The sequence below is a fragment of the Pseudomonas shahriarae genome (assembly GCF_014268455.2).
Taxonomy (GTDB): domain Bacteria; phylum Pseudomonadota; class Gammaproteobacteria; order Pseudomonadales; family Pseudomonadaceae; genus Aquipseudomonas; species Aquipseudomonas shahriarae.
Genome location: NZ_CP077085.1, coordinates 1,003,600 through 1,026,360 on the forward strand (window position 1 = coordinate 1,003,600; position 22,761 = coordinate 1,026,360).

16 protein-coding genes and 1 pseudogene are annotated in these 22,761 nt (G+C 57.6%); 4 read left to right on the plus strand and 13 right to left on the minus strand.

All coding sequences use genetic code 11. The features are described from left to right. On the minus strand, positions 1-1,416 hold the full coding sequence (locus HU773_RS04365) for an ArnT family glycosyltransferase (protein WP_186625317.1): 1,416 nt from the start codon (positions 1,414-1,416) through the stop codon (positions 1-3). Positions 1,417-1,609: 193 nt separating this feature from the next. Here HU773_RS04365 and HU773_RS04370 point away from each other — a divergent pair, with 193 nt between their 5' ends. The 3 genes from HU773_RS04370 (at position 1,610) to HU773_RS04380 (ending at position 4,917) form a co-directional block, all read left to right on the plus strand. Further along, a complete protein-coding gene (locus HU773_RS04370) occupies positions 1,610-2,068 on the plus strand; it encodes a GNAT family N-acetyltransferase (protein ID WP_128593725.1) in 459 nt (152 codons plus the stop codon). Positions 2,069-2,158: 90 nt separating this feature from the next. Then, on the plus strand, positions 2,159-3,661 hold the full coding sequence (gene pdxR / locus HU773_RS04375; protein ID WP_057960607.1) for a MocR-like pyridoxine biosynthesis transcription factor PdxR: 1,503 nt from the start codon (positions 2,159-2,161) through the stop codon (positions 3,659-3,661). Between the two features lie 53 nt (positions 3,662-3,714). Then, complete coding sequence (locus tag HU773_RS04380; protein ID WP_057960606.1) at positions 3,715-4,917, plus strand: benzoate/H(+) symporter BenE family transporter; 1,203 nt, start codon at positions 3,715-3,717, stop codon at positions 4,915-4,917. Here the strand turns inward: HU773_RS04380 and HU773_RS04385 are convergent. From HU773_RS04385 to HU773_RS04425, 9 genes are all read right to left on the minus strand, one after another. Next, a complete protein-coding gene (locus tag HU773_RS04385) occupies positions 4,914-5,417 on the minus strand; it encodes a hypothetical protein (protein ID WP_186625318.1) in 504 nt (167 codons plus the stop codon). The two genes, HU773_RS04380 and HU773_RS04385, sit on opposite strands and share 4 nt — an antisense overlap. A gap of 177 nt (positions 5,418-5,594) precedes the next feature. Further along, positions 5,595-6,530, minus strand: coding sequence for a DNA-binding transcriptional regulator DsdC (dsdC, locus tag HU773_RS04390; RefSeq protein WP_057960604.1), 936 nt, complete (start codon positions 6,528-6,530; stop codon positions 5,595-5,597). Between the two features lie 33 nt (positions 6,531-6,563). Then, positions 6,564-7,919, minus strand: coding sequence for a D-serine ammonia-lyase (gene dsdA, locus HU773_RS04395; protein ID WP_186625319.1), 1,356 nt, complete (start codon positions 7,917-7,919; stop codon positions 6,564-6,566). A 26-nt stretch (positions 7,920-7,945) separates the two neighbouring features. Further along, positions 7,946-9,289, minus strand: coding sequence for a GntT/GntP/DsdX family permease (locus HU773_RS04400; protein ID WP_186625320.1), 1,344 nt, complete (start codon positions 9,287-9,289; stop codon positions 7,946-7,948). Positions 9,290-9,551: 262 nt separating this feature from the next. Continuing rightward, positions 9,552-10,493, minus strand: coding sequence for a DHH family phosphoesterase (locus tag HU773_RS04405; protein WP_057960601.1), 942 nt, complete (start codon positions 10,491-10,493; stop codon positions 9,552-9,554). Continuing rightward, a complete protein-coding gene (locus tag HU773_RS04410; RefSeq protein WP_057960600.1) occupies positions 10,490-11,686 on the minus strand; it encodes a cysteine desulfurase family protein in 1,197 nt (398 codons plus the stop codon). The genes HU773_RS04405 and HU773_RS04410 overlap by 4 nt, the downstream gene beginning before the upstream one ends. A 73-nt stretch (positions 11,687-11,759) precedes the next feature. Further along, positions 11,760-12,530: a sulfite exporter TauE/SafE family protein gene (locus HU773_RS04415; RefSeq protein ID WP_057960599.1), complete on the minus strand. Its 771-nt coding sequence runs from the start codon at positions 12,528-12,530 to the stop codon at positions 11,760-11,762. A 1-nt stretch (position 12,531) separates the two neighbouring features. After that, positions 12,532-13,581 (minus strand): selenide, water dikinase SelD, encoded by a 1,050-nt coding sequence (gene selD, locus HU773_RS04420; RefSeq protein WP_186625321.1) that lies wholly within the window; start codon positions 13,579-13,581, stop codon positions 12,532-12,534. 148 nt (positions 13,582-13,729) lie between these two features. Continuing rightward, entirely contained in the window at positions 13,730-14,341 is a 612-nt protein-coding gene (locus HU773_RS04425) for a GNAT family N-acetyltransferase (protein ID WP_225923837.1), read from the minus strand. Positions 14,342-14,498: 157 nt separating this feature from the next. On the opposite strand from HU773_RS04425, the gene HU773_RS04430 reads away from it, so the two are divergent. After that, entirely contained in the window at positions 14,499-15,353 is an 855-nt protein-coding gene (locus HU773_RS04430; RefSeq protein WP_186625322.1) for a helix-turn-helix domain-containing protein, read from the plus strand. A gap of 518 nt (positions 15,354-15,871) precedes the next feature. On the opposite strand, the pseudogene HU773_RS04435 reads toward HU773_RS04430, so the two are convergent. From HU773_RS04435 to HU773_RS04445, 3 genes and pseudogenes are all read right to left on the minus strand, one after another. Next, a pseudogene (locus HU773_RS04435) lies at positions 15,872-16,090 on the minus strand (DNA/RNA helicase domain-containing protein); the annotation flags it as partial. Positions 16,091-16,092: 2 nt separating this feature from the next. After that, a complete protein-coding gene (locus tag HU773_RS04440; RefSeq protein WP_186625324.1) occupies positions 16,093-17,817 on the minus strand; it encodes a DEAD/DEAH box helicase in 1,725 nt (574 codons plus the stop codon). After that, entirely contained in the window at positions 17,798-22,597 is a 4,800-nt protein-coding gene (locus HU773_RS04445) for a protein NO VEIN domain-containing protein (RefSeq protein WP_225923838.1), read from the minus strand. The genes HU773_RS04440 and HU773_RS04445 overlap by 20 nt, the downstream gene beginning before the upstream one ends. Positions 22,598-22,761: the final 164 nt, after the last annotated feature.

Sequence of the window (22,761 nt, forward strand, 5' to 3'; positions counted from 1 at the left end):
TTACTGCTCGACAAAGGAGTAGGGCCGGCTGCCCACGGTGATCTGCTTGAGAGCGGTGACCGGGGTGGTCAGTTGCTCGATACGGTCCAGCAACGCCAGGTTGCCCGGCCTGGCATCGAGATAGGCACGCAGTTGTGCCTCGGTCTGCAGGATCGGCAAGTTGTTCTGGGTGTAAAACACGGTGGCGCCGGCCACACGCTCGTTGGGCTGGTACAGCACCACCGTGTGGCCTTGGGCCTGAAATGCCTGGATTTGGCGGGTCAGCGGTACAAAGGACTCACGCCGGTCGGCCTTGGGCGCATACCAGAGAGCAGCGCCCAGGTAGCAGGCAATCAGCACGGCAAACACGCCGCTGATCAAGCCACGGCGATAGGCGGGCACGCGGCTGAGCAGAACCGCGCCATATTCGGCCGCGAGGACCGCCGCCGCCGGGGTCAGGGCCATCAGATACACGATGCGTTTGCTCGAGGCGAAGGTCAGCAGGGTAAATTGCGCGACCAGCCACAGGCTGAAAAACAGCAGGTACCGATTGCTCGCCAGGCTTTTGCGAAAGTGCCACAGGCCCAGGTACACCAGGATATTCCACGGCAAAAAGGCCTCGGGCAGTTTGGCCAGGTAGTAGTAGATCGGCTCGTAATGCCCGGCTTCGACGAAGGAGCCGCTGAAACGTCCGACGCTGTTGGTCCACAACACCTCACCGACCGCCTGCATCCCACCCCGTTGATACAGAAACCCCAGCCAGATAAACAGCGGCACCAGCGCCAGTAGAGTGAACATGCCCGGGCGCAGCCATTGGCCGGGCCGCACGCGCTTGTCCAACAGGCTGGTGCAGGCCAGGTAGGCAAAAATCACAATGCCCGGCATCGCCAGGCCCAGCACGCCTTTGCTCAAGGTGGCGATGGCCATCCCCAAGGTAAACAGCAGCCATGTGCCGATATTGGCGCCGGGCTGGGACTCCGGGCGGGTGGCCTGGTAGAAGGCGAGCAGCGCCAGGGTCACGCCGAGGCTGAGCAACGCATCCTCACCCACGCCGCGCACGTTGCTCCAGTAACTGGCCATGGTCGCCAGCACTAGCGCGGCGCCAAACGCCAGGGACGTAGGCCGGCCGAAGCGGCGCAGCATGCCGTACAGCAGCATCACACTGAACAACCCGGCAAACGCCGAGGCCAGTCGTACCGCGCCGGTGCTGGCGCCAAACAGGCGGATCGCCCCGGCATCCAGCCATAGGCTCAGGGGTGGTTTTTCCAGGAAGGGTTCACCGAACAGGCGCGGCACCACCCAGTCATTGTCCAGGTGCATGGCCATGGCAATCCCGGCCACTCGGGCTTCGGTGGAGCCTTGCAACTCGTGATTGCCCAGGGCCACGAAGAACAGCAGACCGGCAAGCAGCAGCAACAGCGGGGCAGGGCGTGTCATGGGGTGAGTTACCGGATGCTAGGGGGCAGCGTTGGAGTATACGAAGGCAATCCTTAACGAATTGTGAACGGAGTGCCCGTTGCGGATTGGCCTGCCAGGTGGTCTGGAAGTGGTCGGTTCGCCGCCGCCTTGGAAACCTACCATTGCCGGGTCCCGATCCATCCCGGAACGGGCTTCCCGATAGGAGAACGCGATGAGTAACGATCCACAGGCAATCGTGGTCAGGGCAGTGCAACCTGAAGACTATGAGCAATGGCTGCAACTGTGGCTGGCCTACCAGGACTTTTATCAAGTCAGCCTGGATGAGGCCACCACCCGCACTGCCTTCAGCCGCTTGCTCGATACCAATGAAGCCATGGCCTGTGCCGTGGCGGTGCATGGCGATGAGTTGGTGGGGCTGGTGCATGCGCTGTTGCATCGTTCGACCTGGGCGGTCGCCGACTTCTGCTACCTCGAAGACCTGTACGTGGCCCCCACGGTACGCGGCGGCGGTACCGGCAAACTGTTGATCGAATGGGTCCAGCGCTATGCGCAACACCACGGCTGCGCCCGGTTGTACTGGCATACCCAGCAGACCAACAAGCGTGCGCAGAAACTCTACAACTGGATCGCCGAGGACTCGGGCTGCATTGAGTATCGGATGGCTCTGTAACACCCGACGGCAAAGCTCGCCGATATTGCTCGTGGACATATCGGCGGCATCGCACAAAGATGCATGCTTTTTTACCCCTTGGCCAAGTCAATGACCCACAACCTTGAACTGGACACGCTGAAGATCCGCCTGACGGACCCCAAGCTGGCCTCCCTGGATTTGCGTGTGCGGGTGCAGCGCGTGCTGCGTCAGCTGATCCTGGAGGGCATTCTTGCGCCCGGCAGTCGGTTGCCCGCCACGCGTACGTTGGGCAAGTCACTGGGCATTTCCCGGGATACCGTAGAAATGGCCTACGTCCAACTGCAACTGGACGGTTACCTGTGCCGGCGTGAAGGTTCGGGTAGCTACGTTTCCGAGAAGATCGGGCCGAGCTTGCTGGGCGCACGCAAGCGCCAGCCAGTGGTGGCGAACCAGGTTGCGGCGCTGAGTGCCAGGGGCGCGCAGATCCTTGCCAGCGGCGGGGTGACCGACCAGCAGGTGGTCAAGGCGTTTGCCACAGGGCTGCCGGAAACGCGCACCTTCCCCGTGGGCATCTGGGAGCGCCTGCACCGCCAGGCATTGAAGGATTACCGCCCGAACCTGCTGTTGCATGGCGACCCGCAAGGCGCCGAACCCCTGCGCCAGGCCATCGCCGACTACCTGAACCTGGAACGCGGGGCGCGGGTCACGCCGGATCAGGTGCTGGTGCTGTCGAGCACGCGTCAGGCCCTGTATTTGTGCGCGCAGGTGCTGGTGGATGAAGGCCAGCCGATCCTGATGGAAGACCCCGGTTACTTCGGCGCCCGCAAGGCGTTTGAAATGTCCCAGCTCAAGGTGGTACCGGTTGCGGTGGACGCCAAAGGCCTGTGTATCGACGCCCTGCGCGCCGACCGCAGCGGCGCCAACGCCGTGTATGTCACGCCGTCCCATCAATACCCCACAGGCGCCACCCTGGCGCTGGAGCGGCGCCTGGACCTGATCGCCTGGGCCGAACAGCGCCAAGGCTGGATTATCGAGGACGACTACGACAGCCAGTTTCACTATGAAGGTTTGCCGACCGCCTGTGTGCAGGGCCTGGACAGCTCCCAGCGCACGATCTACCTCGGCACCTTCAGCAAATCCCTGTACCCCGGCTTGCGCATGGGCTTTATGGTGCTGCCCCGGGAGTTGGTCAAACCCATGACCTACGCCCGCAGCATCCTTGACGGCCATACCCCGCAAATCGCCCAACTGACCCTGGCGCGGTTTATGAACGACGGGCATTTCGGCAGCCATATCCGCGCAATGCGCAAAATCTACGGCGAGCGACGTGATGCCATGGCCGAGGCGGTGGAGCGCCACTTGAGCCATGTGGTCACCGCCAGCTTGCCGCCCGGGGGCTTACAGTTGCCTTGTGTGCTGCATGAGGGATGGTCGGAGCTGGAGACGATTCGCCAGGCGGCGCGGGTGGGTATCCAGTTGCCGGGCCTGACGCGGCTTTATGCCCGGCCACCGGCACGGGGCGGCTGGCTGCTGGGGTTCTCGGCGCTGACGCCCAGTGAAATCGAGAGTGCCTGCCGGCAGTTGGCCAAGGTGCTCAAGAGTGGTCTGGCGCAAGGCGGCGAAGTGGACTGAAAGGGCGGGCCGGTGCTTGTTAGCCTGTGCGGCCTCAACACAAGGAACGCGCCATGAACCGACCCGCCCCACGCCTACGCCTCGCCGACTACCTGTCCCCCAGCATCAGCGCGCTGATTTCGGTCATCGTCAATTACGCGGGCACCTTTGTCCTGGTGTTCCAGGCTGCCCACCTGGCGCAGTTGAGCGCGGCGCAAACCGCTTCCTGGGTCTGGTCGGTGAGTATCGGCGTGGGCGTGACCGGCGCGTGGTTGAGCTACCGCTACCGCGAGCCGATCATCACGGCGTGGTCGACGCCGGGGGTGGCCTTTCTGGCGACGGTCATGCCGTTTACACCGTATGCCGAAGTGATCGGTGCCTATGTGATGTGTGCCCTCGGTTTTATCGTGCTGGGCCTGAGTGGTGCGTTTGAGCGCTTGGTGCGGCTGATCCCCGGTGGCATTGCGGCGGGTTTGCTGGCGGGGATTCTCCTGCAGTTTGGTGTGGCGGCCTTTGGTGGCGCCAGTGCGGACCCGCTGCTGGTGATTGTTCTGGTGGTGTCCTACGCGGTGCTGCGCCGCTTCACTTCACGGTATGCGATGGTCGGGATTCTGTTGATTGGCCTGGGGCTGCTGCTCGCCCAGCAGCGCCTTGACCTGCACAGCCTGGAGCTGCAACTGGCCGCCCCGGTGTTTGAAATGCCGCACTTTTCCATCGCGGCGTTTTTTGGCGTGGCCTTGCCGCTGTTCGTGATTACCCTGACCGGGCAATACATCCCCGGCATGCTGGTGCTGCGCAACGACGGGTTCAAGACCAGCGCCAACCCGATCATCACCGTCACCGGCCTGGGGTCTTTGTTGATGGCACCGTTCGGCGCCCACGCGTTCAATGTCGCAGCGATTACGGCGGCGATCTGCACCGGGCGCGATACCCATCAGGACCCGTCCAAACGCTACATCGCCGGGTTGGTGTGTGGGGCGCTGTACATCCTGGTCGGGGTGTTTGGCGTGACGTTGGCAACCTTGTTTATGGTCCTGCCCCGCGCGTTTATCACCACCTTGGCGGGCCTGGCGCTGCTCGGCGCCATCGGTTCAAGCCTGGCCAATGCGATGGCCGATACACGCACCCGGGAAACCGCGTTGATCACCTTTTTGGCAACGGCGGCCAATGTCACGTTGCTGGGCATTGGCGGCGCGTTCTGGGGGCTGGTGGCGGGGTTGCTGGTGCATGGGGTGATTCACGGTGGGCGCCGGGTTGAGACGCGTGCGGCGGGCTAAAGGAGTTCGGCGCGCTTCACCGTGATACCCAACGGGCCACTGAGCTTTTCGACCCTGACCTTGCCACCCGCCCCAAGCGCATCCGGGTGGCAGATTTTTATATGTTTTTCGAGTTCTCGATCGTAGACCTGTAACCCGCTGCACCCCTTGCCGCCGGAGGTGTATTCGTAGCGGGCGATGTAGTCACCCGGTCTTGTGCTGGAAAAAAACACAAGCAATGACAACACGAAAAATTCTGCCACGGCGATAACGGCGAGCGCCGAGATCGCCTCTTCCAGCGAGTCCATTATTGTAAATTTGAGGCGCGGATTCCAGCGCCGCACCCCCAGCACAAATGCCACCGCAGCCAAAAGGGGCGATGTCACCAGGCAGATCATCACGCTCAACGTATTGAAGTACACGATGCGGTCGAGCCAGAACACCCATAACCCGATTGTTGCCACGAAAAGTAGTACGCCCAGACCGACGAGCAGGCGTGTAGAGGTCAGCGGTCTTCTCAATTCAAATGGCTTCCATGCATAACAAAAGGGCGTAAGCGTGACAGGTACAGCGCAGGAGTATAAGCATCGCCGGGCCTCTAATAAGGGGCTTGGCATGGACGCTTGCCGTTAGCTGTCAGCCTGAAATCACCTCGATGGCGCGCGCGTTGTTCTCGGGTTTAGCTGCCTTGGCACACCTCAACCCCGGGCTTGCTCGACCAGCCAATCAATCAACGCCTTGAGCCGTCTGGGCAGGGTTTCGTGCGCGGGGTGGACCAGATAGTAGCCATAGTTGAACGCCTCCCTGAACCCGCCGAACGGCAGCACCAGTTCGCCATCTTGCACACGCTTGCGCACCAGTTGCTCACGGCCAATGGCCACGCCGGCATGGTTGATCGCCGCGAGGGTGCTCAAGTCGGAGCGGTCAAAGGTCATGAAGCGGCTTGGCAACTCACTGCTGTCGCCCACCGCATCCAGCCATAAGCGCCATTCTGCATCGAATGAAATGTTGTCCCATGCCGCCACATCGTGCAGCACCGTGCACTGTGCCAGGCGTTCCGGATGCCCGATCAAGCCATGGGCCTGGGCATATTGCGGGCTGCACACCGGGGCAATCCGCTCGGGCATCAGGCGCAGGCTTTCCAGGCCCGGATGCTCGCCGTTGGAGTAGCACAGCACCAGGTCGATGCGCCGGGTGCGGTAGTCGATCGGTTCGTTGCCGACCCGCACATCCAGTTGAATCCCAGGGTAGCGGGCGGTGAAATCGGCCAGCCTGGGGACCAGCCAGCATTGCGCGACGGAGGGCCGTGCGTAAAAGCACAGCTGGCCTTCGATCTGGCTGTCGGAGCGTTCTTGCACGGCCTCGGACAGGGTGTCCATGGTGTGCTGCATGACCTTGAAAATCCGCTCGCCGTCATCGGTCAGGTCGACCTTGCGCGGCAAGCGATGGAACAGCTTGAGCGACAGTTCTTCTTCCAGGCGCGCTATGCGGTGACTGACCGCACTGGCGGTCAGGCACAGCTCGTCAGCGGCGCGGGCAAAGCTGAGGTGGCGGGCGGCGACCAGGAAGGTATGCAGATTGGACAGGTGGGCGCCGGTGAGCTTCGGCGCTTTGCCCAGGCCAAGTGCTGCCATGTGGGTGTCCCTCTTCGCGTCAACCGCCGGCGATCAACGATGGATTGTGGTTTGCAGAGCGCGCCCCTTATCCAGGTAGGTGGCGAACTCTTCGGCGGGAACCATGCTGCCGCCGGTGCCCCAGATCAAGTGCGTGGCGCTGGCCAACTGTGCCGCCGAGACGCCAATGCGCTGCAAATACTGCGCGTCCTTGAGCACCCGCACAATGCCTGGCGCGCCGGCCAGGGCCGAAGGTTCGAGTTTTACCCCTTCAAGCTCGTGGGCGAGGAACATCAGGCGGTAGAGTTCTTCGTCGGTGACGGTGTAGTAGCCATCGACCAGGCGCTGCATTGCCTTGCCGACGAAGCCGGAGGGGCGGCCCACTGCCAGGCCGTCAGCCGCGGTGACATTGTCAATGCCGAAGTCCTGCACGCTCACCTGGTCATGCAGCCCGGTATACACACCGAGCAGCATGCACGGCGAGTGGGTCGGTTCGGCAAACACACAGTGCACGGCATCGCCAAACGCCAGCTTCAAGCCAAACGCCACGCCACCAGGGCCGCCGCCAACACCACAGGGCAGATACACGAACAGCGGATGCTCGGCGTCCACCCGCACCCCGGCCACTTCAAATTGCCGGGCCAGGCGCTCGGCGGCCACGGCATAGCCAAGGAACAGGTGGGGCGAGTTTTCATCGTCGATGAAATAGCAGGCCGGATCGTTTTGCGCCTGTTGGCGGCCGTTTTCCACGGCAACACTGTAGTCGGAGGCGTATTCCACCACCGTCACGCCGCTGGCGCGCAGTTTGTCCTTCTTCCATTGGCGCGCATCCGAGGACATGTGCACCGTCGCCTGGAAACCCAGCTTGGCGCTGATGATGCCGATGGACAGGCCAAGGTTGCCGGTGGAGCCCACGGCGATTTTGTACTGGCTGAAAAACCTCAGTGCGCGCTCGTCGGCCAAGGTTGCGTAGTTATCGTCGAGGGTAATCAAGCCTGCCTGCAGGGCCAGGTCTTCAGCGTGCTTGAGCACTTCATGAATACCGCCACGGGCCTTGATCGAGCCGGAGATCGGCAAGTCGCAGTCTTTCTTCAGCCACAGCGCGCCGCAGTCGGGGAGGGCGGCTTCGCTCAACAGCGCGTGCTGCATGGCCTTCAGCGGCTGGATCGCGGACTCGATGATGCCACCCGCCGCCGCCGTCTCCGGGAACACCTTGGCGAGGTAGGGCGCGAAGCGAAGCAGGCGCGCGCTGGCGTCTTGTACATCCTCCAGGGTCAGGCCGACATCCTCAAGCGCTACAGCGGCCGGGGCGATCGCGGGGTTGAACCAACTGAGCGGCTCCAGTGCGACCAATTGCTGGATAACGGGATGGCTTGCATACCAGGCGTCTAGGGTTTTGCCTTGAATCATGGGAACTGCCTTTGGAGTGGGGTTCATCACACAAACCGGGAAAGGATGAGGGTAAAGACCAGGGCTGCCACCGAGGCGAGCACGGTGGCGCCGGTGAATTTCTTGAGGGCTTCGGAGAGGGAAATCCCCAGGTACTCTTTTACGACCCAGAACGCCGAGTCGGTCACGTGGGTCCAGCCGATGGCGCCGGCACCGATGGCGATCACCAGGATCTCGGGGCTGTATTGCGGGTTCTGCCCGAGGATCGGCAACACCATGCCGGCGGTGCTGATCATGGCCACGGTGGCCGAGCCCACGGCGAAGTGCATCAGCCCGGCGATCAACCACGCGAGGATGATCGGGTTGATGTTGGACTGGCCCAGCACGTCCGCCAGGACTTTGCCGATGCCGCTGCCGACCAGCATGTCGTTGAACGCCCCGCCGGCGCCGATCACCAGCAGAATACCGGCCAGCGGCGGGAAGCAGCGGTGGGTCAGGTCGAGCAAATCGCCCATGCCCAGCCCACGGCGCAGGCCCAGGGACCAGTAGGCAAAGCAAATCGACAGCGCCAGGGCAATCAGCGGGTTACCTATGAAAGACACCCACTCAAACGCCATCGAGCCTTTGGCCAGCAAGGGGATGGCCAGGGTTTTGCCGACCATCAGCGCCAAGGGCAACAGCACGGTGATCATCGCCATCGCGAAACTGGGGGCCTGGCTGTCGTCGATGCTCCCCTCACCACGCTCAGCCAAAAACTGCGCCTGGTTGGCCGGGGCCTGCCGCGCACAAGTCAGCTTGACCCAGATCGGCCCGGCGATCACGGCAGTGGGCAAGCCGACGATCAGCCCGTACAAAATCACCTTGCCGATATCGGCATTGAGCATGCCGGTAATGGCCGTGGCGGCGGGGTGCGGCGGCAGGATGCAATGCACCACCATCAGCGAAGTCGCCAGCGGTACACCCAGGTACAACAGGTTAATCCGAGTCTGACGGGCAACCACATAAATCAGCGGGATCAGCAGCACAAATCCCACCTCGAAGAACACCGGAATCCCGGCGATAAAGCCCACCAGCATCATCGCCCACGCGGCGTTCTGCTCACCCAGCAGCCGCAGCAGCGTGGTCGCAATGCGCTTGGCGCCGCCAGACTCCTCCAGCAACTTGCCGAGGATACTGCCCAACCCAATGATGCCGGCAAGAAACCCGAGCGTGCTGCCCATGCCCTTCTCAAATGCCGAGACAATCGCGGTGGGAGTCATGCCCGTGCCGACCCCCACCAGCAGACTGGCGGCGATCAGGGCCAGGAACGGATGCACACGGCATTTACCGATCAGCACGACAATCAACAGAATGGACGCGCCAAGGATCAATAGAGAAAAGGTAGGGGACATGGGTGGGTCTGCTCCATCGCAGTTATTGTTAGTTGTTTGCGATGGATTAGATTTCAGGCCTATGGCGGGGACAAACGATGATTCGTCAGGCGCTAGCTGACGCCTGTTCACTTATGGCCAGGGGCGGCCGATTGCATGACAATGCGCGGCGCCTGCGTAATTGTCAGGTCATTACAGGAGGATGTATTGCCCTGGCCCTGACGGGGTGCACCGTCAGCGGCGTCAATGAAATTGCGCATGATCCCCAGCCACGGCAGCCTCTTTAACTGCCGCGAAGGCTTGTTGGAACAACGCAGGTGCGCGCCAACCCCAACTTCAACAGCTCCTTACGCAGTAGCGGGCACTCAAGGACAGCCATTCCGGCCTGCCATTGGATCGACAGCAAATGGCTCAACTTTTGTTGGCTGGCCAAGGGCTCAGCCAGAAAGTAGCTTTTGCACTCGCTGATACTGATGACGTTCAACAGCCAGTCTTCACCCTGCGCGGCCATCCAGTGGGCGAGCGTTGACCGATGCGTTTGGATCAGCGCACTGGCATCCCACACCGCCATCTGCGCGAAAACCTGCGGCAGGTTGCTATCGGCTTTCAGCCGCTTCATATCAACCGCCAACGCGCCAATCAAGTCTGACTCGATAGTGGCTTGACACTCGCGCAAGTACCGCTCGGGCCAGCCCGCATCCAGTTTCGCCCGCCGTGCGAGGACTTCATAAGCCCGGATATCCGATTGGGTGGTCAACTGCCCGGTGAAATTCAGGGTATTGTCCAGAATAGCCGTGGCCAGCAACGCAGCACTTTTTTCGCTTATTAGCGGCAACAGCTCCAACGCTTCCCAACGCTGAAAAATCAGGGTCGCCGCTGCGCCGATTGGCAGGATGTCTGCCGCAGAACCGAGCTTCTGCGCCCAATAGTTTTCAAAGCCTGGGTGATGGTCAATGACTTCCACCACCTGTTCAGGAACCACCACCGGGTCGAAATAGTGGTAGTCGGAGACATCCACCAACACGAACTCATCACCCGCTCTCGGCAGATAGTCATCCAGAGATGACTGCCATCCGAGCACAGTCCTGGAGATGCTGGCATTGAGCGGGGCGCTACTGACGGCCCGAGCCTCAATGCCTTGGCGATTCAACAGCTCGGCGTACGCAATGCAGCAGGCATACGCATCGATGTCCAGGTACGCCGAGCCTGAGGTCACCACCCTCATAACACGTGGGCCACAGCGTGAGCTGCCGAGACAGTTGAAGACAGCTTCAGCGCTTGAGCGATCCCCTCCAGAATCCGCTCATACGCGAATTGACAATGTTCTTCGTCGATGGAAATGCGCACCGTGGCCCCGGCGATCTGCTCGGAATATCCCAGTTGTGTAACCGTGTTGGACAGGCTGAGTGTCTTGTCCGAGCATGCCGACCCACCGGTTATGTAGATCGACTGCCTGTTCAAGGCAAGCTGCAGTTTTTTTGTATTGACGCCCGGCAATGCAATAAAGCTCACACACGGTACACGCGGTGCTTGCTGACCGATCACGACCACTTCGCCCAGCATCGCTTGCAGCTTAGATTCAAATGTTTCCCGGCTCTGTTGTACCGCGACTTTACCGTTGCCGTATTTGTGCTGTTTCTCCTGCAACGCAGTTTCAATCGAAAGAATGCCCGGATAGTTCTGAGTACCACCGCGCAACCCGCCTTCCTGGCCACCGCCAACAATTAATGGCGACAAACCGTAGCGGTTTCTGGCGTATAGAAAACCGGCACCGGGCAACGCTCCGAACTTGTGTCCTGACGCAATAGCGAAATCAACGCCGGATGCGTGCAGATCCACAGGGATTTTGCCGATGGCCTGGGTCATGTCCGAAAATAGCAAACCACCCCCAGCCTTCACTTGTCGGGCGATTGCTTCGATCGGTTGAATCACGCCGGTTTCGTTATGCACCGCCATAACGCAAACCAATGTCGGGCGACCTGCATGGGTGCGGAGCAGCTGTTCCAATTGTGCAGTGTCGAGCAGTCCGTTCATTTGATGCCCGATCGCTATGGATTGCAGACCTTCCAGACCGTAGCGGTTTATGTTCTGCAGGGTGCAGGAGTGTTCGATCGCTGAGTACAGCACCAAGGGTTGCTCATGTTTGTAGCGTTCGAAAAAATCATGAAACACCTGGCTACAGCCCTCACTGGAGCCGCTGTTGAAAATCAGGCAGTCGGCGTCCACTTTCAAAAGGCTGGCGATGCGGCCACGCGCCCGTTCGACTCGTTCGAGCAATTGAACGCCGAGGGCGTGATTGGCGTTGGGGTTGGCGCATTGGCGGGTCGAGAACAACGCCTGAAGCATGTTGCTGACAGCCATTGAAACCGGTGCCGAACCACAGACGTCGGCATAAACTGCATCCACAGCAATATCCATATCAAACACTTCCAGTTTTCTGTTTTATGTCATTCAGGATGCTGCTCGCATAATGCGAACAGAGACTCACGGGTCAAACAATAAGGCGCAGCATGAGCTGGATCGAGCACAGCAAAACGAAAGCATTCAGTGCCTGTTTCAGATGCCCTGAGTCCAGCCGATGAGAAAGCATGGCTCCGAGGAAACCACCCACCACTATCCCCAGTACCAATTCACCGGTGTAGCCGAGAAAGTCCATGGTGGAGCCCACTCTGCCGAGTAAAGCCCCACTTGCTCCGATGATTCCGATCAGCGCCGAGGTCGAAATGGCCTGCTTTATCTGCAGACCAAACAAGCTGATCAGTACAGGCAGGTAGATGAACCCGCCGCCCTGGCCGACCAGCCCGCACAATACGCCAAGCACCAGCCCTATCAGTGGCAACGACAGCGATTGATGGTTGCACAACAGGGCCACCGGTCTATGGAACAGATGCGTCACCAACAGCGACATCAACCCCAGCAGCCCGAAGACGAACAGGATGAAGTTTTCGCTGAATGCATCAGCATGGAGAGAGGCAAAAAAGTTGGCGACAGCCATCGGTACAGCAAAGCTTCTGATCACTCGCCAATCCGGCTGAAACTTGATGCGGTGCAGCGCGAACGACACGAGGGACGAAAAGAAGCCTTGTGCGGAAGAAAGTCCCGTCACGACTTCAATCGGCAGTTTCTGACCGGACAAGATCGGGTAAATCAGCACCAACAGGGGCGTCACGATGATGCCCCCACCGATACCGAACAGACCTGACATGAAACCAGCCACCATGCCCACACCGACCATAACCGGGTAGATTGTCACGGCTACCATCTCAGCAGACCTTGATCTTGCCGGTCCCTTCCGTCATCCGACCGATAACAATCAGATCAGGGCAAAGCGCCTGCCACTTCTGATGGTTCTTTTCAAACCCTTCGGCACTCACCGTGAACAGCAAACCGCCATTCGTTTGCGGATCATGCAACAGAAACTTTCTAGCTAATGGAGGATCAGTCAGGTACTCCACGTTCTGCGCGTACTTTTTAATGTTAGAGAAAATACCGCTGTCAGCTGAAGTCACCGCCACTGCCAATGACTCTGTGCCGTCATAAAAAACCAGACTGCTTGTATCCAGGTCAACATCCAGTTGCCCCAGCCCGACCATCTCACTGATATGGCCGATCAAACCGAACCCCGTGATATCAGTCAAACTGCTCACCTCAGGGCTTTCGCTCAGCGTGCGGCCAAACGCGTTGTTGCCGGTAATCTGGGCAAGCGTCGACGCAGCAATATCCTTTTGTTCAATCACTCCGCTCTTCAGGGCATTGGCGAGGATGCCGACACCGATCGGACGCGTCATGACCAGCAAATCACCGGCCCTGGCCGTGTTGTTTTTCTTCAAACGGTGTTTTTCCACCTCGCCAATGATCGAGAAGCCGTACAAGGGCTGGCTGTTCTTGATCGTATGACCACCGACGATGCTGACATTGAACCTGTTCATCACCGACTGGGCGCCAAGGATCATCTGCGTAACTTGCTCGACCGAAACCTGTTCCGGGTCGAACGCCATGATCGAGTTGGCAATAAGCGGACTCCCGCCTGAAGCAAAGATATCGCTTACAGCATTGCTGGCTGCCAATTGGCCGAAGATATAAGGATCGTTGACTATCGGAGAGAAAAAATCGGTGGTGAATAACAGATATTTTTCACCTGCGTCATAGACGGCGCAATCGTCAGAAGACTCAAAGCCCAACACCACCTTGTCATCCGAAACCGTATTGGCTGCTGCAGTTTGCGACAGAATCTTCGTTAACACACTGGATGGGATCTTGCACCCGCACCCACCACTCTCAGATTTATCCATGATCTGACAAAACATCGACATCGACTTTCCTTAGAATCCATTTTCCATAATTAAAACAGCGTATTAGCGTGCTAAAGCATACTGTTATGTCCTATTTCCGCCGACAAAACTCGCATGGTTTCATTGCAGAAATATGACGAAATGGGGGTGTTTCGATGTCATGTGGATGTCAGCGAGCAATGGTGTGCTTGGCTGCGGGGTCAGGGTAGGCAGAGTTTCTTGTTACTTCAGACCCAGTCATTTTCTGTTCCAGCCATTCTTGGTAGGTGATGCGGCTGATGTGTTCCGTCCGATAGTCTTGGAGGAACTGGTTATATTTGTTTTCTTCGGTGTGATGAAAGCGAAAGCCACACTTCGATTGAGCAGCATGGGATTGGATGTTGTCGGCGAAGTAACCACACCAAAGTGCTTTGAGGTTCAGGTTTTCAAAAGCGTGTCGCATCACTTCACGCACTGCTTCCGGAATCAGGCCTTTGCCCCAGTAAGGCACGCCGATCCAGTAGGCTATTTCACCTTCCTGCTCACTGATTTCAAAATTGCTGTTGCTACCTATGAGAATGCCCACACAACCAACAGCACGGCGATTTTCTTTCAATTCGACCGCGTACACCTCTGGGTGATTGAAGACTGTGCGGATGATGTCGGCACTGTTCTCCACACTGGTGTGCGGAGGCCAGCCAGCGATGGGGCCGACTCGGGTGTCTTTGGCATATTCGTATAGATCGGCGGCGTCCGTGTCCTGCCAGGGACGCAGCAAGAGGCGTTCTGTTTTAAGTGTCATGGCCTGTACTCGTAATGGATTGGTGCGTTCGGGACAGAGTATTGGGAGACAGACCATCGGTACACGCTAGTACCTCGGCTTTTTCGGTACTTTTCAAAACAGTTTCACCAGGCGCTGATACGATTGTGGCACTTGTTTGTTGTAGCGCTGGGGCACTATGCATCACATTTCGAAACTTTCCGCTCCTGACGAATCGATGCGGATGGGAGAAACCACGCTCGCGCAAGGGCTAGGTTTACCGCTTTCCTTCGGTCATGCTTACTTGACGCTGCTGGTATGCCTCTGCGGTAGCGCCCACTTCACTCTCAACTTCAAAGAGCATGCGGTCAGGCGCGGTGGTGTGATGCTGCTGGCTGAAGACACGATTGCCCTGCTCAAACGTCGCTCGCGCCGCTTCAAGGTGTTTTTCTGCCTTATGCCGAAAAACTTTGCAGCGGAGGTTGCCTACCCACTGCCAAATACCTTGTTCGTATTTCTGCATGACCATCCTCATTGCGTCCCATCCAAGGACGACATGCCGCTGATAGAGGGGTGGGTGACGCAGATGCGGAACATTGCGCAGACCTGCCCCACCTACCAACGCATCATGTTGCGCAATCAACTGCAGAACCTCTTTTTGAAAATAGCCGAGCAACTTCCAGCCAACCAAATAGAGAACAGGGGATTCAGCAGGAAGGAAATGCTCAGTTGGCGCTTCTGGGAATTGATAGGCAAACACTGCATCCGCCACCGAGATGTGAAGTTCTACGCCGACGCACTGAGTATCACACCGTTCTACCTGTCGCAGTTGACCAAAGCGTTTTTCAATGACACCCCCAAGGGCCTGATCGATCGGCAGGTAACCTTGGAAATCAAGGCTCTCCTTTCATACAGTGACTTGGCTATTGGCCGTGTGGCCGACGAACTGAACTTCGCCGACGCATCTTACTTGTGTCGCTACTTCAAGCGCCAAACGGGGATTTCGCTCTCCCGTTACCGTAAGCACAAGAGGGAGGAGGGCGGGCAGGACTGACCTGCGGTCGAAATAGCGGAGGGAAGGCGCACGAACAATGCGCGGCAGCAGAACCTGCGTGCGATCGCCTACCCGCGCCGGCATGGTGTTTGCTGACGTGCTCAAGCGCGCGGACCCAAGCCGAGGTAGGGGAGTGACGTGTGAGCGGGCTTATGATGGGCTTGGGGAGTAGGGATTGAGTTCGGTCGGCAGAACGCCGTAGATGGATGTTGCTGAAAAGCTGCTGAGACGCGCCAATATCGGCATTCATCCACAGCGATTTTCAGCAATATTCGGTACTCCAGATACAGCGAAGCCCGCACTGGGCGGGCTTCTCTGGTGTTTCAATTGGTGGGCCGGGGTAATCTGAAACAAGTCGGTATCTATCTGTTTTTGCTGGTTAATAACTGATTGGTCAAACTGCTTGGAATACCAGTTGGAACGCTGTCTGGTCTGGATTCCGATGGACGGTGCTTTTTGAGCTCCGCCCCCGAGACGAATCAGGGTCGAAACTATCAAGCAAATGGTCGAGCTGGTTTTTACCCCTGCGCGTACGATCTCTCCAATCGCAGGCTCAGGGACTCCCGCAAACGATACCATAAATAATTTTGTGTTGGCTTAAGCCGACTCTCGAAGTATTGCGCAGTCTCTTTGTCGGTGCAGTACAGATAGCAACCCTTCATCCCGCGTGTTATCAGGGTTTGGTATGTATTTTTGATTATAAGGTCTGTTTCATTTTTCGCGAGGGTAGGTTGCTCTATTAACTATTTATCACTGCTTTGAGCGCTACGCACGTTGTATTCCGCCCTACGATTAACAGCAACGATTTGGCACGACTCATCCCCACATACAGCAGCTCTTTTCGCTGTGACAAATCGATGGTGTCCAAACCCCACAAGATAACGATCGGCGACTCGAGTCCCTTGAACCGTTGAATGGTGTCGATCAGGACCGTGGTCTTGCCTCTGACGCCCTCTTCAAGCCAAGTTGCCAGCTTTGGCAACGGAAGTCTTCGCAAGGCCGCGTAGTACTCGGCTTTGTGCAAGGCGTCAGCCACCAACACCGTGATATCACTTGGCGAGATGCCCTGCCTCGCTATCAAGTCGACGATGCGGGCATTGATCTTCCCAGCTTGAGCGTCTCGGTTTGGCGACTCATCAAACTGAACATCGTCACCCTGGATATCAGGTGGACTCACCGGAATGCCCTTGTAGTGCTTGTAGGCAGCTTCGTGAATAGGTGCCGTGTTGCGGCAATTCGTGGTCAGTGAGAATGCTTCCTCGCGGATTGGAAAAGTCCCTGCGCGGGCATACAAATTCTGGTTGTCGTCGTAGAACACATACAGCGGACTAGTGTCGTAGTCAGTTAGAAGCAGCTCAAGCGGCACCCAGAATTCCTCACGGAAATCCTGACCCTCATCGCAGACGATGGCATCGTACCGATCCGGAAGAATTTCGAGGGAGTATCCGAGCGCATTAGGTAGTTGTACCTCGTAGAGATCCTTGCCCGGATAGGTGACCTTTGCCTCAGCAACAAGGTCTCGTCCAGATGCACGGTTGGCTGTCTCGACTTGACGGTGGCACAGCTGATGGAAACTCATCACATCGAGGTTTTGGGTACCCGAGCAAAGGCTTGAAAGATGATCTGCGAGCTGCCGGTTATAACAAGTGAGCAGCGTTCTGAACCCCTCGGACGCAAGGCGACGTGCCTTTTCAAGCGCCAAGACGGTCTTGCCCGTACCCGCGCCACCGCTAACGGAAACTCTTCGGTGGGAACGCAAGAAGTCGAGCACGCGAATCTGGTCCTTCGTGAGAATCAGTCGTCGCGCTTCCTGGTCGGCTAATTGAGAAGACATCAGCGGAGCGACCTCGAATGATCGAGCGAACACTTCGCGGAAGACATCAACACCGCGCCTGCCCATGGGGGTGAATCCCGATGCGTTGTTGCCCCAATAGGCAAACACGGCATCGACCCAAGCTTTGGCGTCATGAAGATCTTTGGCGCATCCGATCAGCGCGGTTGGCATATCGGGGCGACTGAGCGCATTCGCATCGCCAACATCTGGAAAGAACACCGCATGGCCTCTGAGGACGTTGGCGAGGGACAGATCCCGCCATCGCTGATGTTCACTCAGCTTGGACCGGATCGAATACTTGGCTTTCAGCGCTTGACTGACTGGGTTGTTGATTGCGTGTTTATGACGGTGCCTGTCAACGGAAAACCAGTCCCCGCTGCTGGAATCGAACCCGACACCGCCGCCCTTAACTTCAACGCAAACGTACCCGAGATCCGGGTGGCAGATGACGAAGTCGGTTTCGCCATCTTTCGTTTGCTCTTCCTCTCGGCGCAAGATCCACCCTACCTGGAAGAAGACAACAAAGTCTCGAGAAAGCCCGTCCCTGAGCGCGCGATAGACCTTCGCCTCCGCCTGGGATGGCAATTCCGCCAATTGGGCGTCGGTCAGCTCAGGAATTATCATTGTCATCGGTATCTTCAACCACCGTCATCGTCTGCAGATTTAAAGTGACCGTGCGTCGACCGCTGGTCTCAAACTCAATGGACATCACACGAGTTGAACCTCGTAAATCCATTGATTCAATTCGCCCAATGCCAAAGTGCTGGTGTTTGACCCTTGCTCCCGCGATAAATGCAAGTGCTGGGTCATCGCGCTCCTCTGCAACAGCATCGCGCCAGTTGCCGTCGAACATGAACGATGTCACCTGCGTGGCAGGACTACGAATGGCGTGAACGCGGGTGTGCTCAGGGTCAGAAACAAACTCAACCACGTACAACCAGTAGCGATCACCGTAGTCTTGGGCGTTGCTGAACTGCAGCCTGGACAAACCCACGCCTGTCTGATTCCACTCGCCGTTGACGCCCTTTACCTCGATGAAACGGTCTTCGCCTGTCAATGGATTTCGGCTGATGATGTCGTAGCCCGGGTGGGTTTGGGCCATCTGTTCAGCGACGCGTCCCCGGGACCTCTCATAGGCGCAGACAGCTGCTCGAGCTACAACTTCAACTGCAAGGTTGTGTTCAGACGAACCTTCCTGCTCGTCCGCATCGGGAAAATCCACATGCCTTCTTCGAACATAAGAAAGCAGTCGTCGATCCCATTGCTCCTTGTGCTTTGGACGCGGTCTCTTAGCACGCTCGGCGCTGCCAATCGGCGAATCGGTTCTGTGGTCGTGCCCATTAGCCCGGTCACCATCAGGTACATCCATTTCTCGTGCGCCGTTAGAACCGGTCTGAGGCCGCCTTTTATTGGGCGGCGGCACATTCTTGGGAGGAGCATTCGGATCACCTGTCGGCTGACTCGTACCAGGCCGATTCGGTGCGCGCTCTCCACCTTTTGTCACATCAACTGACGCGCCATCCGGTTTGCTCTCTGGCTGGCCCCCCGGCTCTGTCGTGCCTCCCAAATCATCCAAACTCGACGAGGTCAAATCATCTTCTGGGCTGGAGTCCTCCTCTGCTTCGAGATGCGGAAAACCCGAGTCTGTTAGATCTTGATGAGCCTCCTCGACTGACATCCGCATGCGTGGTCCCGCCATGCCGGTGAGTTTGAGTATTTCATTGCCTGACTCTTCCGGCATCAACTGGTGGAAGATGGCATTCAAAACATGCGGCCAACTCCGATCAACAACTGGCCGCTCTACGATTAACTGCTGCTTCTCTATGTCATAAAACGCTTGGGTGCGTTTAGGTTCTGACAATCTAGGCGGAGCTGCGTTTCCATCCCCAACGACGCGAACAGACGATTGAACACGGACAACTTCGTGGCTTATGGCTTTCAGCTTCCAAATTGCTTCTCGAATCTTCTTCTGGACTGTGGTCGGTTTGTCGTGAAGCAATCGGGTAAGGATGCCGATACGCTCCATCAGCTTCTCGGCAAGCTGCGGCTCCTCTGCCTTTTGACCATCAACGAACTCAAGTGCGACCTCAGCGCTCTCACTGAGCCGCCTAACGCCGATCTTCTCAAGGATTGGCCACAGCTCGGGAGCAGGTTTGCACAGTGTCAGGTCAAGCTCCCCGTTGAAGAAACCTGCGTGCCACTCACTGTCTTGAAGAAGCACCTCGTCAGGGTGCGTTGGCTGTCCGATTAAGTTAAGTATCGTCGGCGCGTCTTGCAGCCTTTGAATGTCCAAGGCGCCCAGTTCTTCGCGCTCATCTGAGGCTGCGATGCCGATAAGGCAGGCTTCGTAAACAGATCGATCTACCCCTGTAACGGGCTTCGATTGCTCGAAATACTCAGCAACGATGTCCAGCAGGATGTCGACGTAGTCCCGACCTTCGGGGGCATTCTTTACCCCTATCGCATTGAACAAGGGCTTGAACGCTTCGAGGTTGCCTGGAATGGTGAACGCATAGCGCCCAAGCTGCTGAGGCATCCAGAAAAGCTGATTGGATCTCACATAGCTCTTCTGGCTTTCGATGTAGATGAACGGTTCCCCAGACAGCGTCGAAATGGAAGAGCCTTCGTCTTTCGATCTCTCGTTGAGTATCTGATACGTGGTGAAAGGTGCTGGTGATTTTTTTGCTACGCAATGCCGAAGGTGATTGATGACCAGCGAAGTTTCTGGCTCCAGCGCAACGTTCAGTTTCTTCAGCAAGTCCCGATTGAGTCTTGCCATATTCCGAAAATCGAGCACTGACGCTTGTGATGAGAAGGCTTCGGCACGGTAAGGCGCATACAGAGAGTTCGCGGAATACCAGTCCTCGCCGTCATCAATCGCGGGGAAGCATGCCGATCTTTTGAGACTGTTTATGGCGTCCTGAAAAAACGACTGTTCCTTCCATTCATCGAACCGGTCGCACAGGACATAGAAGGCCTCGCTGCTGGCTCTTTTTGCATCTTCGGTCGGCAGGAATTTTTCTGCGATGAAAAGCATCCGCTCAACCAGATGCTCTGCCATGGGGGAGCGACGAAGTCCAATGCTCTCAATGAAAGAATGGACCGACCGGGTGTTTGGCACACGACTGGTGTCGACCCAAAGACTCGTAGCATCGCCAAGAACCTTCACCAAATCATCGGTGCGTCTGTAGGTTTTCGTGGGGTGTGACCAATTCCCGTCCTGCGTGGGAATGATCGGCAGTGCCCCCAATAGCCGGCGGATTCTTTCATCATTCACGAGCGCCGGATAGTTGGCTATTTCGCCAATAAGGCGGGCGTATTTAGATGCATCCAGAGGTCCTTTCTCATTGAAGAATCTCGGCAAGACATTTTGTACGAACGCTTCAATAGTCTGCGTCTGAACGCCGAGTTTGCTCGACACGAACTCTCTCGCGGAAGCAGATAGAACAGAGGTTTCTAGAAGATCGGCCTGGCCAGTAGGATCGGTGAAATTCCCCGGCAATAGCGCTTGTGACGCTTTGATCAGACCTCGGCTTGAAAACCAGATTGGCAGATTTCGAAGAGACTGATACACCGCTGCGTCAACATCGCCGTAGCGATCCAGATCAGCAAACATCGCATACAGGTCACGCAACTCTTCTTGCTCAACGCCGATGACATCCTCGATGGCATCGGTGGCGCACAATGAGCCGATGTGGCGGACAACGGCACCGAGCTCAAGTTGTCGAATTTGTCGTGCGATCTTGGGGAATCCGAAGACGTGGCGCGATGCAATAGCCAGCCTTGGCAGTAGCGACGCTACCCGCCCAACTTCCAGCGCAGCGGGCGCGACAAAGGATTGAGTGATTGTAACGGCGTACAGGTCTTCCGTGACAACAAAGGGAATTGCCTGCAACCGCTGAATGGCTGCCTTCGTAGCTGGAGGGGGCGTTATTGCCTCTGGGAACAACTCGTTAATCATTCCCCATAGCGGACGATAGAAGCCCCCAAGGCGTTCTTCTTCCACCTGTAGTGCGCCAGCCGCCTGTGGTGACATGGCTTGTTCAAGCAGCCCAACAAGGCGTTCAAACGTCAGAAATGGGGCGCCCAACTGATTGACTGCCGTTCTGAACGGCCGCAAATCCTCGGTGATGACTTGCCCGCCAACTTCCTTCAATACACTGACTTGAGCAGAGTTCAGTGCTTTATCAGGGAAGAATACGCCGCTGGGAACGTGAACCCCCCCATCCTGTGCAGGAGCAATGCGAGCTTGAGTGGCTGTGGCCAGCATCCGCTCCCAAAACCGCTTGAAGCAAGCCGGGTGATTTGACGGTCTCGACAAATCAAACGTTCGCGCCATGATCTGCCAACACTGAACGTCGCCGAGCATCCTGAGAAGACCCTCGGGGTCTCTGGCCAGCTCTGTTGCCGCGACATCAATGAGCATCTCATTCCAGGCCTGTTCATGCTGGTGCCCAGCAAAAATCACGGCCTTTCGATCAGACTCTGGAAAGAAGTCTGCATTGATATGCAGAGGCAGACCGGTCGACTGTTCGGTTGGCAGGAACGCGTAGAGCAGTCCCTCGGCGAGCGGCTCGGGATCGATCCTCAAGCCAATGCTGATCTTGGTGCCTCGACCAAGGGACTCAAGTCGGGGGTGTGAGGCATACAGACGAGCCGCAGACTCCGCAGCATCAGCCCGCAAGATGTGCCACTGCTCCACCTCACCACTCGGGCGAAAACTAATGATCAGATCAGACCCGTCCCCGCGCTCCAGATCGCAAGCCAACAGCAGTTCGCCATTTCGCCGCAGCTCTGCAGTCCGAACATGCCTCAGGAACAGCAAGCTTTTGCGCAGGACCTTTTGAAAATCGTCTACGAGTTGATCAATGTGTGCGGTGCTGACGTGTGACACCCCGAGCGCCAAGCGTGCATCAGTATTCGGGTCGTCTGCCCAGGGCAAGAAGAAAGTGGTGCCCTCGGGCTGCTGGAGTGGTTCGATGAACCATTGCCCTTTTTCGGGGTGCAATGTCAGTTTGATCCCAGCGGATCGGATCTCTGGGTGGTCCGTGACCTGATAGGTCGAGACGAAGCCGATACCAAAGCGGCCAATGTTCTCACCACGAGTGAGCTTTCCACCGCTGCCGACATCCGTGATTCGGTGGTAGTCACACTTATAGCTACCTTCGGCAAGAAAGGCGCACGGCCTGTCCAGGCCGCCACAGTAGGTGAACTGACCGCTATTGAATACAACGAGTCCCTGATCGGTGACGTCAAAAACCACCGACTCCGCTTTCGCGTCGTCTGCGTTCTGAATGAGTTCAAGGGCCATGACGTCATAGCCTTGAAGTCCCGCCAGGTGGCTTCTGATGTTTCCAAGCAGGTTCGCGGTGTACGAGCCGCTGATGTGCGGTCTGGCCAATTGATCCATTTCTTTCCCCATCCTGTCCCTGACTGGTACTCACCGCGTCTCCCAGGCTCCCCGCAAGAGGATGATCTAGCCTATTCCAGTCACGCAATGGTAATCACAATGCATCGAATATATGCATTATTAAGACTCGACACTAGATCCATTGGGTGACTAACATGCCTTCG

What these genes read in the sequence shown, in the direction of transcription:
- HU773_RS04365 (WP_186625317.1), bottom strand. Translation starts at nt 1,416, where the DNA reads ATGACACGCCCTGCCCCGCTGTTGCTGCTGCTTGCCGGTCTGCTGTTC.
- HU773_RS04370 (WP_128593725.1), top strand. Translation starts at nt 1,610, where the DNA reads ATGAGTAACGATCCACAGGCAATCGTGGTCAGGGCAGTGCAACCTGAA.
- pdxR (WP_057960607.1), top strand. Translation starts at nt 2,159, where the DNA reads ATGACCCACAACCTTGAACTGGACACGCTGAAGATCCGCCTGACGGAC.
- HU773_RS04380 (WP_057960606.1), top strand. Translation starts at nt 3,715, where the DNA reads ATGAACCGACCCGCCCCACGCCTACGCCTCGCCGACTACCTGTCCCCC.
- dsdC (WP_057960604.1), bottom strand. Translation starts at nt 6,530, where the DNA reads ATGGCAGCACTTGGCCTGGGCAAAGCGCCGAAGCTCACCGGCGCCCAC.
- dsdA (WP_186625319.1), bottom strand. Translation starts at nt 7,919, where the DNA reads ATGATTCAAGGCAAAACCCTAGACGCCTGGTATGCAAGCCATCCCGTT.
- HU773_RS04400 (WP_186625320.1), bottom strand. Translation starts at nt 9,289, where the DNA reads ATGTCCCCTACCTTTTCTCTATTGATCCTTGGCGCGTCCATTCTGTTG.
- HU773_RS04405 (WP_057960601.1), bottom strand. Translation starts at nt 10,493, where the DNA reads ATGAGGGTGGTGACCTCAGGCTCGGCGTACCTGGACATCGATGCGTAT.
- HU773_RS04410 (WP_057960600.1), bottom strand. Translation starts at nt 11,686, where the DNA reads ATGGATATTGCTGTGGATGCAGTTTATGCCGACGTCTGTGGTTCGGCA.
- HU773_RS04415 (WP_057960599.1), bottom strand. Translation starts at nt 12,530, where the DNA reads ATGGTAGCCGTGACAATCTACCCGGTTATGGTCGGTGTGGGCATGGTG.
- selD (WP_186625321.1), bottom strand. Translation starts at nt 13,581, where the DNA reads ATGTCGATGTTTTGTCAGATCATGGATAAATCTGAGAGTGGTGGGTGC.
- HU773_RS04425 (WP_225923837.1), bottom strand. Translation starts at nt 14,341, where the DNA reads ATGACACTTAAAACAGAACGCCTCTTGCTGCGTCCCTGGCAGGACACG.
- HU773_RS04430 (WP_186625322.1), top strand. Translation starts at nt 14,499, where the DNA reads ATGCATCACATTTCGAAACTTTCCGCTCCTGACGAATCGATGCGGATG.
- HU773_RS04440 (WP_186625324.1), bottom strand. Translation starts at nt 17,817, where the DNA reads ATGACAATGATAATTCCTGAGCTGACCGACGCCCAATTGGCGGAATTG.
- HU773_RS04445 (WP_225923838.1), bottom strand. Translation starts at nt 22,597, where the DNA reads ATGGATCAATTGGCCAGACCGCACATCAGCGGCTCGTACACCGCGAAC.